Origin of the sequence: Streptomyces sp. GESEQ-4, assembly GCF_017948455.1 — a bacterium.
In the GTDB taxonomy this organism is placed as follows: Bacteria; Actinomycetota; Actinomycetes; order Streptomycetales; family Streptomycetaceae; genus Streptomyces.
Genome location: NZ_JAFFSU010000017.1, coordinates 77,808 through 92,543, shown reverse-complemented (window position 1 = coordinate 92,543; position 14,736 = coordinate 77,808). Strand labels below are relative to the sequence as shown.

Below are 14,736 nucleotides of genomic sequence, written 5' to 3'. Positions count from 1 at the left end.
GGGGCCCATTCACCATGGCCACTGTCTCGTTCGAAAAGGCGACCCGGATCTACCCGGGTACCGAGAAGCCCGCCGTCGATGGTCTGGACATCGAGGTCGGCGACGGCGAGTTCCTCGTCCTCGTCGGTCCCTCCGGCTGCGGCAAGTCCACCTCGCTCCGGATGCTCGCGGGGCTCGAGGACGTCAACTCCGGCGCCATCCGCATCGGCGACCGCGACGTCACCCACCTCCCGCCGAAGGACCGGGACATCGCCATGGTGTTCCAGAACTACGCGCTCTACCCGCACATGACGGTCGCCGACAACATGGGCTTCGCGCTCAAGATCGCGGGCGTCAACAAGACGGAGATCCGCCAGAAGGTCGAGGACGCGGCGAAGATCCTCGACCTCACCGACTACCTGGCGCGCAAGCCGAAGGCGCTCTCCGGTGGTCAGCGCCAGCGTGTCGCCATGGGTCGCGCCATCGTGCGTGAGCCCCAGGTGTTCCTCATGGACGAGCCGCTGTCGAACCTCGACGCCAAGCTCCGTGTCTCCACGCGTACGCAGATCGCGTCGCTGCAGCGCCGTCTCGGCATCACCACCGTCTACGTCACCCACGACCAGGTCGAGGCCATGACGATGGGCGACCGCGTCGCCGTGCTCAAGGACGGTCTGCTCCAGCAGGTCGACTCGCCGCGCAACATGTACGACCGCCCGGCCAACCTCTTCGTCGCCGGCTTCATCGGCTCCCCCGCCATGAACCTGGTCGAGGTCCCGATCACCGACGGCGGTGTGAAGTTCGGCAACAGCGTGGTGCCCGTCAACCGCGAGGCGCTCAGCGCCGCCGCCGACAAGGGTGACACCACCGTGACCGTCGGTGTCCGCCCCGAGCACTTCGACATCGTCGAGCAGAACGGCGGCGCCGCGGCGTCCCTGACGAAGGACTCCGAGGACGCCCCGGCGGGCCTCGCCGTCTCCGTGAACGTGGTCGAGGAGCTGGGCGCCGACGGCTACGTCTACGGCAGCGCCAAGGTCGACGACGTCCTGAAGGACCTGGTCGTCCGCGTCAGCGGGCGTGCGGTGCCGGAGAAGGGCGCCACGCTGCACGTCGTGCCGCGGCCGGGCGAGACCCACGTGTTCTCGACCTCCACGGGCGAGCGTCTCACCGACTGACGCGCTGACGGCTCGCGCCGAGGACAGGAAGTACAACCCCGGGTAATTCACCCAGGTTGACGAAGAGGGCCCCGCAGAGCGCTGAGGGGCCCTTCTCGTTGTCGACAAATACCCCGGCAGACCGGTCATTTCGAGCGCCGTACGTCAACGCCGTACCCAATTCCAGGCGGTTCTCTATCCCCCGAACCGGTGACTGAATGTCGCCAAATCATTACCGGACGCTACCCTCACTCGCGTGAAGCACTCCACTACTCAACAGACGCGACGCGGCCGGGGCCCCGCCCGCCGGATCGGCCGCTCCCTCGCCCTCGTCCTGCCCGTCGTCCTGGTTCTCTCCGGGACCCTCGCGGTCACCCGAGTCAACTGGTCGGGGACCTCCTCGAGCTCGGTGCTCACCGCGTCCTCCGAGGAGCTGGCCGCGCCGGCCAAGAAGCGCGCCCCCCAGGAGGTGCTGCGCCGGCAGCTCCTGACCGAACTCCAGGAGAAGGACCCGGGCATCGCGCTCACCCACCTCCAACAGGCGGTCAACGAGCGCCCGTCGCTGGCCAAGCACTGCGCCTCCCTCGCCCGCGAACTCGGCCGCGCCGCGGTCCGCGTCTACGGCGCGAACCGGGCCCAGTCCTTCTCCCGCCCGGTCTGCGACACCTCTTTCGCCTCCGGGGTCGCGGGGGCGCACAGCTGAGAGTCAGTGGTTGCCGCCAGAAGCGGCGCGCGGGGAGCCGTAGGGGCGCGCCCCGAAGGCGAGCAGCGCAAAATCAGGGGCGCGGGACGCGACGTACAGTTCGGTCATGACCGATCCGAACGCCGCGTCTCGCCCCGTCCAGGCTGTCGTCCTGGCCGGGGGCCAGGGCTCCCGGCTGCGCCCCTACACCGACGACCGGCCCAAGCCGATGGTCGAGATCCCCGGTACGGGGACGCCGATCATCGGCCATCAGCTTGTCTGGCTCGCCGAGGAGGGCGTCACGGACGTGGTGGTCAGCTGCGGCCACCTCGCCGACGTCCTGCAGAAGTGGCTGGAGTCAGCGGAGCTTCCCGTGCGGGTCACGACCGTCGTCGAGACCGAGCCGCTCGGGCGCGGCGGGGGCCTCAAGTATGCCGCCGCGCACCTTCCCCATCCGGACCAGCACTGGTACGCCACCAACGGCGACATCTGGACCCGGTTCTCGCTGCGTGACATGGCCGACTTCCACGCCGAGCGGGACGCCATAGCGACGCTCGCGCTGGCCCGGCCGCGGATTCCGTGGGGGGCGGTGCAGACGGACGGGTTCGGTCACATCACGGACTTCATCGAGGCGCCGCCGTCGACGTTCGAGATCAATGCGGGGGTGTACGTGTTCTCTCCCGAGTTCGCCGGGATGCTGCCGGAGCGGGGGGATCACGAGCGGACGACGTTTCCGCGGTTGGCTCGGGAGCGGCGGTTGGCGGGGTTTCCGCTGCCGCAGGGGGCGTATTGGCGGGCGATTGATACGGCGAAGGATTTGACGGAGGCTGCGAAGGAACTGCGTTCGCTGCGGGGTGGGGGCGCGTAGGTTTTCGGTTGTCTGCAGGCCGGTGGGGCTGGTCGCGCAGTTCCCCGCGCCCCTAGCGGCATGCAGGCCGCGTGCGCCGAAGGGGTCCCGCGCACTTTCGCGCAGGACCCCTTCTCGCGTGAGCCTGTCTCGCTACCCCAACAGGCCGCCCACCAAGCCCGGTTCCTCGGGGGTGGTGTCTCCGCCGCCTCCGGTGCCGCCCGGGGTGCCGGTGGTGCCGCCTGAGGTGGGGCCCGTGGTGGTGCTGGGGGCCTCGTCGGCTGGGGAGGACTGTTGGGGTGGGGCCTGGCCTGCCGTGCCCTGGGTCTGGCTGGGGGAGCCGGGGAGGGTGCCGGTGTCCCGGGTGGCGCCGGGGGTGGTCGCGGCGCCGGAGGGGCTGGCCGTGCCAGAAGTGGCGCCCTGGGTGGGTGAGTTGGAGGCGCTCGGGGTGCGTTCCTGGGCGCTGGTGCCGGGCTTCTGCGGGAGCGGGGAGCCCGGGAGTTCGTTGCGGGGTGCCTCGCCGGGGCCGGGGACGACCACGCGGTCGGCGTCGCGGACGGCGCCGCCGAGCAGGGAGCCGACGAGCAGGGTGAGGCCGATGACGACGGTGGCGATGAGGGCACCGCGGCGCAGGACGTACTGGCGCAGCTCCCAGATGTCGGCGCGGGGGCCGAGGCGGCGCCAGGCGCCGCCGGCGAGGCGGCCGTCGATGGAGTAGACGGGGGCGCCGGCGATGATCAGCGGGGACCAGGCGGCGAGGTAGATGATGTCAGGGGCGTCGTAGGCGGGGACGCTCTTCCAGCTGACGGTGACGAGCAGCGCGGCCGAGAGCAGCGCGCCGACCACCGCGGCGACCCGCTGCCAGCAGCCCAGGACCGTGAGGACGCCCACGATGACCTGGAAGAAGGCGATGACCAGGCCGGAGCCCACGGGGTGTTCGAGGGCGAACTGGCGCAGCGGCTCGGCGACTTCCCACGGGTGCAGGGTGTTGAGCCACTTGGTCATGGAGCCGCGTTTGCCGCCGTCGAAGTAGACGGGGTCGCAGAGCTTGCCCATGCCGGCGTAGATGGAGATGAAGCCGAGGAAGATGCGCAGCGGGAGCAGGACGACGCCGAGGTTCATCCGGCGGCCGGGGTAGTAGGCGTGCCGGGCCGGGTCGTCGCCGTGGCGCTTGTTCGGCGCGTCAGTGTCCGACTCGTCGTCGTCCTCGTAGCCATGGTCCTCGTCGAACCGCTCGCGCTGGTAGGCGGGTTCGTCGTAGGCGCTGCCGGCCGAGCGCATCTGGGGCAGGAGCCGGGTCTCGCCGGCGTCGGGGCTGCCGCGCTGGGCGCCGACGAGCGGGGTTTCGAGGGTCTGCTCCGTGAGGTCGTCGCCGTAGCCCTGCCCGTAGCCGCCCTCGTCGATGCGCGGGATGACCTGGGTGGCTCCCGCGGCGTCGGAGACGGGCTCCTCGCCGTGCCGGACGCTGCCGCCGCGCACCGCCTGGAGCAGCCGGTGCGCGCCGGTGTCGTCCGGGTCGGACTTCCCGCTCCAGACGACGGGGGCGCGGCGGCGGGTGCCCGGGGCGGAGGCGGCGGGGATCCGGGCGGTGTCCTCGGTGGCGCGCAAGTGCCGTGCGACCCGCGGGGACTGAGTCCGCCGGGTCGAGGCTCCCAACTGCACGCGGAAGCTCACATGATTGACGATGACCTGCGCCGGATCGCTCGGCACCTTCACCATGCTCAGCGCGGGAGCGTCGTCGTATCCCGACGAGCGGTCCCCCGTGGGTGTGCGGGGTGTTCTGGTGTCCACACTCAACTAACCGAGTGACATGGAGTTAGGACACTGCTTTGACTCGCCGGAAGTGTCCGGACCGCGTCAAGCTTGTCCTGGACGCCGGGATTACCCCGCACGGGCGAGCCCGTGAACGGGTGTTCAGACCCGGCGCCGGGCCGCCTCGTACAGCACGATGCCCGCCGCCACACCGGCGTTGAGCGATTCGGCGCCGCCCGGCATCGGGATCCGTACGCGGAAGTCGCAGGTTTCGCCGACGAGTCGGGACAGGCCCTTGCCCTCGCTGCCGACGACGATGACGACCGGGCCGCCGAGGGCGTCCAGCTCGCCGATCTCCACCTCGCCGTCGGCGGCGAGGCCGACGACCGCGATGCCCGCCTTCTTGTACGACTCCAGGGCGCGGGTGAGGTTCGTGGCGCGGGCGACCGGGGTGCGGGCGGCGGTGCCTGCGGACGTCTTCCAGGCTCCTGCGGTCATGCCGGCCGCGCGGCGCTCCGGTACGACGACGCCGTGGCCGCCGAAGGCGGAGACGGAGCGGACGACGGCACCGAGGTTGCGCGGGTCGGTCACGCCGTCGAGGGCGACGATGAGCGGGTCCACGCCCGCGTCGGCGGCCGCGGCGGCGAGGTCCTCGGGGTGGGCGTACTCGTACGGCGGGACCTGGAGGACCAGGCCCTGGTGGTTGAGTCCGTTGGTCATGCGGTCCAGCTCGGGGCGCGGCGCCTCCATGAGGTGGATGCCGCCGCGCTCGGCCGCGAGCTGGAGTGCCTCGCGGACGCGCTCGTCGTTGTCGATGAACTGCTGGACGTACAGCGTGGTGGCGGGCACGCCCTCGCGCAGCGCCTCGTAGACGGGGTTGCGGCCGACGACCAGCTCGGACGCCGACTTGCCGCCACGGCCGCGGGGCGCGGGACGCCGTACCGACTGCTTCGCCTTGGCGGTGGCGACGCGGTTCTTCTTGTGTCCCTTGCGCATCTCGGCGGGCGGGGTGGGGCCCTTGCCTTCCAGGCCCCGGCGCCGCTGGCCGCCACTGCCGACCTGCGCGCCCTTCTTGCCGGACATGCGGCGGTTGTTGGCTGCCATGACCTACCTGTCTGTTCTCGGGGCACGCCGGAGCATGCGTATGTGCGTCTATGCAGTGTGCCGCCCGGACGGCCGGGCGGCACAATCGATCAAGAAAGGCTCAGCGCGGACCGAGCGTCCAGCGCGGGCCCGTCGGGCTGTCCTCGATGACCAGACCCGACTGGTTGAGCTGGTCGCGGATGGCGTCGGCGGTGGCCCAGTCCTTGCGGGAGCGGGCCGCTTCACGCTGGTCGAGGACCAGGCGTACGAGGCTGTCGACAACGCCGTGCAGATCTTCGCCCCGGTCGCTCTCCCCGGCCCAGTGCGGGTCGAGCGGATCCAGGCCGAGGACGTCGAGCATGGCGCGGACCTCGGCGAGGCGGGCCACGGCGGCTTCCTTGTCGTCGGCCGCGAGCGCCGAGTTGCCCTGCCGGACCGTGGTGTGGATGACGGCGAGCGCCTGCGGGACGCCCAGGTCGTCGTCCATCGCCTCGGCGAAGGCGAGCGGCACCTCGGGAGCGGGGTCTACGGCTCCCCCGGCCAGGTCGACCACGCGCTGCACGAAGCCCTCGATCCGCGCGAACGCCGACTCGGCCTCGCGCAGGGCCTCCTCGCTGTACTCGATCATCGAGCGGTAGTGCGGGGTGCCGAGGTAGTAGCGCAGGACGATGGGCCGCCACTGCTTGACCATCTCGGAGACCAGCACCGAGTTGCCGAGCGACTTGGACATCTTCTCGCCGCTCATGGTGACCCAGGCGTTGTGCAGCCAGTACCGGGCGAACTCGTCGCCGTAGGCCTTGGCCTGGGCGATCTCGTTCTCGTGGTGCGGGAAGATCAGGTCGAGTCCGCCGCCGTGGATGTCGAAGGCGGAGCCGAGGTACTTGTGGGCCATGGCGGAGCACTCGAGGTGCCAGCCGGGGCGGCCACGGCCCCAAGGCGTCTCCCAGCTCGGCTCGCCGGGCTTCGCCGCCTTCCACATGGCGAAGTCACGCTGGTCCCGCTTGCCGGTCTCGCCCTCGCCGGAGGGCTGGAGCAGGTTGTCCAGCTCCTGGTTCGACAGCTGGAGGTACTCCGGGAACGACCGAACGTCGAAGTAGACGTTGCCGTCGGCCTCGTAGGCGTGTCCGCGCTCGATGAGGCCGCGCATCATCTCGACCATCTCGGTGATGTGGCCGGTGGCGCGGGGCTCGTACGTGGGCGGCAGGCAACCGAGGGCGTTGTAGCCGTCGTTGAACGCGCGCTCGTTCTCGTACCCGATGGACCACCAGGGGCGGCCCTGGTCGGCGGCCTTGGCGATGATCTTGTCGTCGATGTCGGTGACGTTGCGGATGAACGTGACCTCGTAGCCGCGGTACTGGAACCAGCGGCGCAGGATGTCGAAGTTCAGGTAGGAGCGGACGTGTCCGATGTGCGGTGCGGCCTGCACGGTGGCGCCACACAGGTAGATCGAGACACAGCCCGGCGTGAGCGGGGTGAAGTCACGGATCTGCCGGGCGTTGGTGTCGTACAGGCGAATAGTCACGGTGTCCAGAGTAGTAGGCGGTGAGGGGTGTGCGGGAACGTTGTCGGGTGCGGACGGGTGGGGGCTGGGCGCGCCCACGCGGCGGAGCCGCATATCGATACAGCCCCGCGCCCCTTTAGGTCGGGCCAGTCAGGCTTTCTTGACCACCAACGCCGTTGCCACCGCCATCAGCCCCTCGCCCCGACCCGGAAACCCGAGCCCGTCCGTCGTCGCCCCCGACACCGACACCGGTGCGCCCGCCGCGTCCGACAGGATCTTCTGGGCCTCTTCCCGGCGCTTGCCGATCTTCGGCCTGGTGCCGACCAGCTGGACCGCGATGTTGCCGATCTGGAAGCCGGCGTCGCGGACGATGCGGGCGGCCTCGGTCAGGAGGGTGATCCCGGAGGCGCCCGACCACTCGGGGCGGCCCGTGCCGAAGTGCTGGCCGAGGTCGCCGAGCCCGGCGGCCGAGAACAGGGCGTTGCATGCCGCGTGGGCGACGACGTCCGCGTCGGAGTGTCCGGCCAGGCCCGGGCCCTCGCCCTCCCACTTCAGGCCGGCGCACCACAGGTCGCGGCCGTTCTCGAAGGCGTGGATGTCGGTGCCGATGCCGACTTGGGGAAACGGTGCCTCAGAAGCCATCGTTCAGCCTCCTGCGGGCGAGGACAGCCTCCGCGAGGACGAGGTCCAGGGGGCGTGTGACCTTGAAGGCCTCCTCGTGGCCGGGCACGACGACGACCCGCGACCCCAGGTGCTCGACCATGCTCGCGTCGTCGGTGACGTCGTCCGTCACCGTCTCGTGCGCCCGGACCAGCGTCGCCCGGTCGAAGCCCTGCGGTGTCTGCACCGCGCGGAGACGGGAGCGGTCCGGCGTGGCGACGACCGGCTCGGGGTCACCCGGCGTCGATGCCGGCTCGACCTGCTTGACGGTGTCGGCGAGCGGAAGGGCGGGCACCACGGCCGTCGCGCCTTCGCGGACCGCCTCGATCACGGCGTCCACCGTGTCCACGGGGACGAGCGGCCGGGCCGCGTCATGCACCAGCACGATGTCGTACTCGGGGGGCAGGGCGTCCAGGCCCAGCTTCACCGACTCCTGGCGGGAGTCACCGCCGGGCACGACGAGGAAGTCCGTCCGCTCCGGCAGCGCATGCGCGTCCAGCATGGACTTGACCTCGCCGGCGCCCTCCGGCGGAGCCACGACGACCACGAGGGAGACGGCACGGGACGCGGCCATCGCGCGCACCGCGTGGATCAGCATGGGGGTGCCGCCCAGCGCACGGAGTGCCTTGGGGGCGCCCGGACCGAGGCGTACACCCCGGCCGGCGGCAGGAATCACCGCGGCAGTGCGTGCGGACGCGGGCGAAGGGCGCGAATCGTCAGACATCGGTTCCTGTCAGGTTTGTGTGCTCGGCCTACTTGGGTATGGCCACACCGTGCCGGGCGCGACGCCTTGACCGGAACCCTTCCGTGACCCCGGTCGAGCCAGCTGCCCGGGCCCGGCACGCCAAGTACGGGGGTCCCCTTCCTCGGCGTACGGATTGCGTACGACATCACTGTGTACGACATCACCGCGCGGTGTCCGCGGCAGCGCTGGGCGCGAACATGCCGCAGCGCCCGGCGACAGAACATACGTCATCGGGCACCGCGGCATTTCCATGTGACTTGAGGCAGTACGGCGTGGTTGTCGCCTGCGTCAGGACGCGAGGACCTCGTCGAGCAGGGCCTCGGCCTTGTCCTCGTTCGTGTTCTCCGCGAGGGCGAGTTCGCTCACCAGGATCTGGCGGGCCTTGGCGAGCATGCGCTTCTCACCGGCGGAGAGTCCACGCTCGCGCTCACGACGCCACAGGTCACGTACGACTTCCGCGACCTTGATGACATCGCCGGAGGCGAGCTTCTCCAGATTTGCCTTGTAACGACGAGACCAGTTCGTGGGCTCCTCGGCGTACGGCGCGCGCAGCACCTCGAAGACCCGGTCCAGCCCGTCCTGACCGACCACATCACGCACGCCGACGAACTCCGCATTGTCCGCTGGCACACGCACCGTCAGGTCACCCTGGGCGACCTTCAGCACCAAGTAGGTCTTGTCCACGCCTTTGATCTGGCGAGTTTCGATGGCCTCGATCAGCGCGGCCCCGTGATGGGGATAGACCACGGTGTCGCCAACCTTGAACGTCATGTGACAGGTACCCCTTCCGTGGCTATCCAGAGTAACACGGAAACGGCGGGTTCTGAATGGCGTTTTCGCAGGTCAGGGCATATCTCGGGGCTTGACAACAGCGACAGGAACGTGCTTCGCGAGCCGAGTGGAAGAAGGTATTCGCAGGTCGGAGCGGCTCTCCGGGGGAAGTGAAACGCGTACGTTACACACATCCGGAGGCCCCTCCAAGTGGACGAACGTCCCCATATGTCCGGTTCCAAGTGCTCGACTTCCGCTACTCCGTTCGGTGCCTGGAGTGGGGTACGCGACGAATCCGAAATTGATCACAGGGGACCGGCGCGGCGGTCGGTGATCAATTCTCGGGGCGGCCGCGCATTCCTTCACGGAAAGTTTGTGCACCGGTGGTTCGACTATGCCGACGCGATGTCGGCCACTTATGTGAATGGCCGACGAGTGCCGGTGCAAAGTGACTCGTGAGTCACTTCCGCGAGTACGCCGAACGCCGCCCGGTGAGGGAAGCGGGGCTCTTGGGGAGGGTCGGGTGCGGTCGCGCGGGAACGGGTCGGTAGCCTAAGGCCGCTGACAGACACTTAGGGCGGATTTACGCGCCCGCCCCGTTCGAGTCAAGGAGTTGCCGCCGCCGTGAGCAGCAGCCTTCGACGCGGTGCCCTCGCCGCCGCCGCCATCGCGTTCTCGATCGCCTCGCTCTCCGCGTGCGCGGCCGGCAACAACGCCCAGACCCTGGGGGTCAAGCCGGACAACGCCGCCACGACCGTCGGGGACATCAAGATCCAGAACGCCGTGGTCATCACCCAGCCCGCCGAGGAGTCGACCGGCCCGGCGGCGATCTCCGCGACCGTGTTCAACAGCGGCAACAAGGCGCAGACGCTCGACTCCATCACCGTGGAGGGCGCCGGCACCGCCGAGCTGACCGCGGCCAAGGGCAAGAACTTCTCGATCCCGGCCGGGGGCTCGCTGCTCCTCGGCGGCGAGAACAACGCCTCCGCCGTCCTCACCGGCAGCCGCGAGGCCATGAAGGACGGCGACGCCCAGAAGGTCACGTTCACCTTCTCCACGACCGGCGACGTGAGCCTGGAGGCCTTCGTCGTCCCGGCCGAGCACTACTTCTCCAGCTGGGGCCCGACCGAGGTCCCGGCGGCGCCGGGCGGCTCCGGGAAGCCGGGCGAGGGTGCCTCGGGCTCGCCCTCCGGGTCGGCCTCCCCGTCCGGCGACGTCACCCCGAGCGACGCCGCCTCCGGGAGCGCCACGCCCACCGGGTCCGCCTCGGACGAGGCCGCCGGCCACTGAGCAGTCGTACGAGAAACAGCCGTGCGGGAAACGAAGGGCGGGACCTCCAGCGAGGTCCCGCCCTTCATCGTCGTACGAAATCGGTTTACGGCTCGAACTTGTAGCCCAGGCCACGCACCGTCACCAGGTACCTGGGCGCGCCCGGGTCCGGTTCGATCTTGGCGCGGAGGCGCTTGACGTGGACGTCGAGGGTCTTGGTGTCGCCGACGTAGTCGGCGCCCCAGACGCGGTCGATGAGCTGCATGCGGGTGAGGACGCGGCCGGCGTTGCGCAGGAGCATCTCCAGGAGGTCGAACTCCTTGAGGGGGAGGTCGACCTTGGAGCCGGAGACCGTCACGACGTGGCGGTCCACGTCCATGCGGACCGGGCCCGCCTCCAGGGCGGCCGGGGTCACCTCCTCCGGCTCGCCGCGGCGGCGCAGGACGGCCCGGATACGGGCGACCAGCTCGCGCGACGAGAAGGGCTTGGTGACGTAGTCGTCGGCTCCTATTTCCAGGCCGACGACCTTATCGATCTCGCTGTCCTTGGCGGTCACCATGATGACGGGGACGTTGGAGCGTCCGCGCAGCTGACGGCAGACCTCGGTGCCGGGGAGGCCCGGCAGCATCAGGTCGAGGAGGACGAGGTCGGCGCCGTTGCGCTCGAACTCGTCGAGTCCGTCGGGCCCGGTGGTCGCGACGGCGACCTCGAAGCCCTCCTTGCGGAGCATGTACGACAGGGCGTCGGAGAAGGACTCCTCGTCCTCGACGACGAGCACTCGGGTCACGGAAGGACCTCCGGGGCGGGAAGCGGTTCGTACTGGGATGAATCAGGGGAATCAGGGGACGGGACGGCGGGTGCGGACTGTCCGGCCTCGTCGTCGAGGGCGGAGTGCTGCGTCGCACGGTCACGGGCGACACCCGCCTCCGGCAGCCGCAGGGTGAATGTGGAGCCCTGTCCCTCGGAACTCCACACCGAGACCTCCCCACCGTGCGAGGCGGCCACGTGTTTGACGATCGCCAGCCCGAGGCCCGTACCGCCTGTGGCACGGGAGCGGGCGGGGTCGACGCGGTAGAAGCGCTCGAAGACGCGCTCCTTGTCCTTCTCCGAGATGCCGATGCCCTGATCGGTCACGGCGATCTCGATATGGGCACCGCCTGACGCGGTCACCTTACGGGCCGCTATGCCGACGCGGGTGCGGGCGGGCGAGTAGTTGACGGCGTTCTCGACGAGGTTGCCGAGGGCCGCGGCGAGCTGGCCGCGGTTGCCCCAGAGGTGCAGGTCGGCGGTTTCCGCCCGTCGCCCACCACCACCCTCATCCGAGGTCCCTACGGGCCCGCCCCCCACACTGGCGGCCATGGTGATCTGCTTGGTGCCGGCCGCGTGCCGGCAGCGGTCGATGGCCTCGGCGACGAGTTCGTCGACGCGGACCGGCTCGGCGTCCTCCAGCGGGTCGTCGTTCTGCACCCGGGAGAGGTCGATGAGTTCCTGGACCAGGTTGGTCAGGCGGGTCGCCTCGATCTGCATACGGCCGGCGAAGCGCTCCACGGCCTCCGGGTCGTCCGAGGCGTCCATGACGGCCTCGGAGAGGAGGGAGAGAGCGCCCACCGGCGTCTTCAGCTCATGGCTGACGTTCGCGACGAAGTCGCGCCGTACCGCCTCGATGCGTCTGGCCTCGGTGAGGTCCTCGACCAGGAGCAGTACGAGTCGGGAGCCGAGGGGCGCGACGCGCGCGGAGACGGCGAGGGCCTCGCCCCGGCCGGTTCCCCTCCTCGGCAGATCCAACTCCACCTGGCGTATCTCTCCGTCGCGCCGGGTGTCGCGGGCCATCTGCAGCATCGGCTCCACGGCGAGCTTGCCGCCTCGGACCAGGCCCAGGGCGTACGCCGCCGAGCTGGCCTTGACCACGGCGTCCCCCTCGTCGAGGACGACGGCCGAGGAGCGCAGCACGGACAGCACCGTGTCGACGCCCGGTGGCAGGACCGGGTCGGTGTGCAGAGAGGTTCTCGTGGGTCGCTTCTGGTCGCGTTCGCTCCAGCGGAACGCCAGCATGGCGATGACACCGGTGAGCACACCGGCGATCGCTGCCGCTGCGGCGACCGCCGCGTTCACGTCCATGCATCCAGGTTAGGCATGGGATAGTCCATGCCCACAGCCATCGGAGTGCGACCTCGAACACTCGTCGCCCAGAGTTCACCTTGGAGCTAGGGTTGGTTCATTTGGGGTGGCGAAAACGGACGCGTACGGGCCGGAACGTGGAAGCGTGGGGTGCGAAGCGCCGGTTTCAGCAGAACCTGATGCACCGGGCCCGGCCCCCGGCTGCCACTGAAACAGACGTACGAGAGGAACCCTGATGCGGGACGCGTACCACGAGGAACTCGACTCGATCGGTGACGGTCTGGTCGAGATGGCCCGGCTGGTCGGATCAGCGATCGGGCGCGCCACGACGGCGATCCTCGACTCCGACCTGAAGCTGGCCGAGAGCGTCATCGAGGGCGACAAGAAGGTCGACGAGCTCCAGCACGACCTCGAGGCCCGGGCCATAGCCCTGCTGGCACGCCAGCAGCCGGTGGCCACCGACCTGCGCATCGTCGTCACCTCGCTGCGGATGTCGGCCGACCTGGAGCGCTCGGGCGACCTGGCCCAGCACGTGGCCAAGCTGGCCCGGCTGCGCTTCCCGGAGCGCGCGGTCCCCCACGACCTGCACGCCACCATCCTGGAGATGGGCCAGCTGGCCCAGCGCCTGATGGCGAAGGCGGCCGAGGTCATCATCACCAAGGACGTCGACCTGGCGATGCAGCTCGAGCAGGACGACGACGAGATGGACCTGCTGCACCGCACGCTCTTCCAGCACCTCCTGGACGACAAGTGGAAGCACGGCATCGAGACCGCCGTCGACGTCACCCTGCTCGGCCGCTACTACGAGCGCTACGCCGACCACGCCGTGGCCGTCGCCAAGCGCGTCGTGTTCCTGGTCACCGGGGAGCACGCGGACGAGCTCCAGTCCGACATCCAGCCGGACATCCAGCCGGTGACGGGCGCGGAGGGCTCATGAGACTGGGGGCCTGAGACGTTCGTACGGGAGCCTGAGATTCCGCACGGGGGCGTGCGTCAGAGCCTCCGTGCGCCGTTGATGCGACCGGCCGGGCGGGCATGGAATGGGCACAGGCTCCAGCCTTGAGGAGGGACCATGGCCGAATCCCCCAGCATCTCCGGCACGACACCCGACCCCACCCAGGAACGTCCGACCGAGCAGCCCGCCGAGATCAAGAACCTGACCTTGATCGGCGCGTGCGGCTGCGGCTCGGGCTGCCAGTGCGGATGCCAGTCCGGCAATCCGTGCCAGTGCGGCTGACCGACCCGTTCTCCGCAGGGGCCCCGGCCATCGCGCCGGGGCCCCTGCGCTGGTTGGTACGGCCGTACGGGCGCAGCATGGAGGAAGAGCACGGGGTACGCGCACGGGCGAGAAGGAGGTGCGAGGCCATGGCTCAGTTCATGGACGTACACACCGGGATGAAGGGCATTACGGCCGAACAGCTCAGGGAGGCCCACCAGGCGGACCTCGCCATCGAGAAGGAAGAGGGCGTCCACTTCGAGCGGGCCTGGGCGGACCCGGAGTCCGGCATCGTCTACTGCCTCTCCGAGGCACCTTCGGCCGAAGCGGTCCAGCGCATTCACGAGCGGGCGGGGCACAAGGCGGACGAGGTCCACAAGGTTCCGCTGTCGATCTGACCGCCAGTGGAGTGGGGGGCCGGCTTTCTGTCGGTCCCTCACATCACCGGCGCCCCGATGGCGAGCAGGTTCCCCTCGCTGTCCCGGAACCACGCACCGCGTTCGCCGCGTGCGCCGGTGCTCGGGTAGTTGCCCTCGACTTCGAGGATGCCGTCCACGGTCCGTCCGCCGCCGTACAGCGCGGGCATCTCGACGTCCTCGAACTCCACGCCGCGCGCCTTGAGTTCGGCGACGACCGCGTCGATGTCGTCGACCTTCCATGCCATCTGGGTGAACGTGCCGGGCGAGGTTCCCATCGACTCGAACACGATGAACTCCACACCACCGGTGCGGTACTTCAGCCCGCCGGGCCGCTCCTCGACAGGCTCGAGCCCGAGCCGCTCGGAGTAGAAACGCCGCGCCCGCTCCAGATCCCGCGCGGGCAGCCGGGTCGCCGGTGTCGCACCGGCCAACAGGTTCGTGTGATGCGCGTCCGCTGCGTCCATACGTCCACTGTGCCGCGAACGGGGCGGGAATGCCGTACGAACGGGGTGGTGCTACCTGCACTCGCGACTCGGTAGGGCA

The 14,736-nt window shown here is 70.0% G+C and carries 16 protein-coding genes; 7 read left to right on the top strand and 9 right to left on the bottom strand.

Annotated elements, in window-relative coordinates; all coding sequences use genetic code 11:
- Window positions 1-14: 14 nt before the first annotated feature.
- The 3 genes from KCH48_RS28730 (at window position 15) to KCH48_RS28720 (ending at window position 2,680) form a co-directional block, all read left to right on the top strand.
- Window positions 15-1,151, top strand: coding sequence for an ABC transporter ATP-binding protein (locus tag KCH48_RS28730; RefSeq protein WP_210577805.1), 1,137 nt, complete (start codon window positions 15-17; stop codon window positions 1,149-1,151).
- Between the two features lie 235 nt (window positions 1,152-1,386).
- Window positions 1,387-1,833: a hypothetical protein gene (locus KCH48_RS28725; protein WP_210577804.1), complete on the top strand. Its 447-nt coding sequence runs from the start codon at window positions 1,387-1,389 to the stop codon at window positions 1,831-1,833.
- A 106-nt stretch (window positions 1,834-1,939) separates the two neighbouring features.
- A complete protein-coding gene (locus KCH48_RS28720; protein WP_210577803.1) occupies window positions 1,940-2,680 on the top strand; it encodes a nucleotidyltransferase family protein in 741 nt (246 codons plus the stop codon).
- 132 nt (window positions 2,681-2,812) lie between these two features.
- Here KCH48_RS28720 and KCH48_RS28715 read toward each other — a convergent pair whose 3' ends face one another.
- The 6 genes from KCH48_RS28715 to KCH48_RS28690 form a co-directional block, all read right to left on the bottom strand.
- Complete coding sequence (locus KCH48_RS28715; protein WP_210577886.1) at window positions 2,813-4,450, bottom strand: DoxX family protein; 1,638 nt, start codon at window positions 4,448-4,450, stop codon at window positions 2,813-2,815.
- A gap of 123 nt (window positions 4,451-4,573) precedes the next feature.
- A complete protein-coding gene (gene rlmB, locus KCH48_RS28710) occupies window positions 4,574-5,515 on the bottom strand; it encodes a 23S rRNA (guanosine(2251)-2'-O)-methyltransferase RlmB (protein ID WP_210577802.1) in 942 nt (313 codons plus the stop codon).
- Window positions 5,516-5,615: 100 nt separating this feature from the next.
- Complete coding sequence (gene cysS, locus KCH48_RS28705) at window positions 5,616-7,016, bottom strand: cysteine--tRNA ligase (protein WP_210577801.1); 1,401 nt, start codon at window positions 7,014-7,016, stop codon at window positions 5,616-5,618.
- Between the two features lie 129 nt (window positions 7,017-7,145).
- Window positions 7,146-7,637: a 2-C-methyl-D-erythritol 2,4-cyclodiphosphate synthase gene (gene ispF, locus KCH48_RS28700; protein WP_210577800.1), complete on the bottom strand. Its 492-nt coding sequence runs from the start codon at window positions 7,635-7,637 to the stop codon at window positions 7,146-7,148.
- Entirely contained in the window at window positions 7,627-8,379 is a 753-nt protein-coding gene (gene ispD, locus KCH48_RS28695) for a 2-C-methyl-D-erythritol 4-phosphate cytidylyltransferase (protein ID WP_210577799.1), read from the bottom strand. The genes ispF and ispD overlap by 11 nt, the downstream gene beginning before the upstream one ends.
- Before the next feature lie 309 nt (window positions 8,380-8,688).
- Window positions 8,689-9,171 (bottom strand): CarD family transcriptional regulator, encoded by a 483-nt coding sequence (locus KCH48_RS28690; RefSeq protein ID WP_003953493.1) that lies wholly within the window; start codon window positions 9,169-9,171, stop codon window positions 8,689-8,691.
- Window positions 9,172-9,795: 624 nt separating this feature from the next.
- Between KCH48_RS28690 and KCH48_RS28685 the strand changes: the two genes are divergently transcribed.
- Window positions 9,796-10,461 carry a copper chaperone PCu(A)C gene (locus KCH48_RS28685; protein WP_210577798.1) on the top strand — a complete coding sequence of 222 codons (666 nt, stop codon included), beginning with the start codon at window positions 9,796-9,798 and terminating at the stop codon, window positions 10,459-10,461.
- An 85-nt stretch (window positions 10,462-10,546) separates the two neighbouring features.
- Here the strand turns inward: KCH48_RS28685 and KCH48_RS28680 are convergent, their stop codons facing one another.
- Together KCH48_RS28680 and KCH48_RS28675 are read right to left on the bottom strand one after the other, a co-directional pair.
- Window positions 10,547-11,227 carry a response regulator transcription factor gene (locus KCH48_RS28680; protein ID WP_015659563.1) on the bottom strand — a complete coding sequence of 227 codons (681 nt, stop codon included), beginning with the start codon at window positions 11,225-11,227 and terminating at the stop codon, window positions 10,547-10,549.
- A complete protein-coding gene (locus tag KCH48_RS28675) occupies window positions 11,224-12,558 on the bottom strand; it encodes a cell wall metabolism sensor histidine kinase WalK (protein ID WP_210577797.1) in 1,335 nt (444 codons plus the stop codon). Before KCH48_RS28675 ends, KCH48_RS28680 begins: the two co-directional genes overlap by 4 nt.
- A gap of 235 nt (window positions 12,559-12,793) precedes the next feature.
- Between KCH48_RS28675 and phoU the strand changes: the two genes are divergently transcribed.
- From phoU to KCH48_RS28660, 3 genes are all read left to right on the top strand, one after another.
- A complete protein-coding gene (phoU, locus tag KCH48_RS28670; protein WP_210577796.1) occupies window positions 12,794-13,495 on the top strand; it encodes a phosphate signaling complex protein PhoU in 702 nt (233 codons plus the stop codon).
- Between the two features lie 135 nt (window positions 13,496-13,630).
- Entirely contained in the window at window positions 13,631-13,795 is a 165-nt protein-coding gene (locus tag KCH48_RS28665) for a hypothetical protein (protein WP_210577795.1), read from the top strand.
- A 128-nt stretch (window positions 13,796-13,923) separates the two neighbouring features.
- A complete protein-coding gene (locus tag KCH48_RS28660; RefSeq protein WP_210577794.1) occupies window positions 13,924-14,172 on the top strand; it encodes an SCO4226 family nickel-binding protein in 249 nt (82 codons plus the stop codon).
- Between the two features lie 38 nt (window positions 14,173-14,210).
- On the opposite strand, the gene KCH48_RS28655 is transcribed toward KCH48_RS28660, so the two are convergent.
- Window positions 14,211-14,657, bottom strand: a complete 447-nt coding sequence (locus KCH48_RS28655) for a VOC family protein (protein ID WP_210577793.1) — start codon at window positions 14,655-14,657, stop codon at window positions 14,211-14,213.
- Between the last annotated feature and the right edge of the window lie 79 nt (window positions 14,658-14,736).

Coding starts and splice junctions, on each gene's coding strand:
- KCH48_RS28730 (WP_210577805.1), top strand. CDS start 15: ATGGCCACTGTCTCGTTCGAAAAGGCGACCCGGATCTACCCGGGTACC.
- KCH48_RS28720 (WP_210577803.1), top strand. CDS start 1,940: ATGACCGATCCGAACGCCGCGTCTCGCCCCGTCCAGGCTGTCGTCCTG.
- rlmB (WP_210577802.1), bottom strand. CDS start 5,515: ATGGCAGCCAACAACCGCCGCATGTCCGGCAAGAAGGGCGCGCAGGTC.
- ispF (WP_210577800.1), bottom strand. CDS start 7,637: ATGGCTTCTGAGGCACCGTTTCCCCAAGTCGGCATCGGCACCGACATC.
- ispD (WP_210577799.1), bottom strand. CDS start 8,379: ATGTCTGACGATTCGCGCCCTTCGCCCGCGTCCGCACGCACTGCCGCG.
- KCH48_RS28690 (WP_003953493.1), bottom strand. CDS start 9,171: ATGACGTTCAAGGTTGGCGACACCGTGGTCTATCCCCATCACGGGGCC.
- KCH48_RS28675 (WP_210577797.1), bottom strand. CDS start 12,558: ATGGACGTGAACGCGGCGGTCGCCGCAGCGGCAGCGATCGCCGGTGTG.
- phoU (WP_210577796.1), top strand. CDS start 12,794: ATGCGGGACGCGTACCACGAGGAACTCGACTCGATCGGTGACGGTCTG.
- KCH48_RS28665 (WP_210577795.1), top strand. CDS start 13,631: ATGGCCGAATCCCCCAGCATCTCCGGCACGACACCCGACCCCACCCAG.
- KCH48_RS28660 (WP_210577794.1), top strand. CDS start 13,924: ATGGCTCAGTTCATGGACGTACACACCGGGATGAAGGGCATTACGGCC.
- KCH48_RS28655 (WP_210577793.1), bottom strand. CDS start 14,657: ATGGACGCAGCGGACGCGCATCACACGAACCTGTTGGCCGGTGCGACA.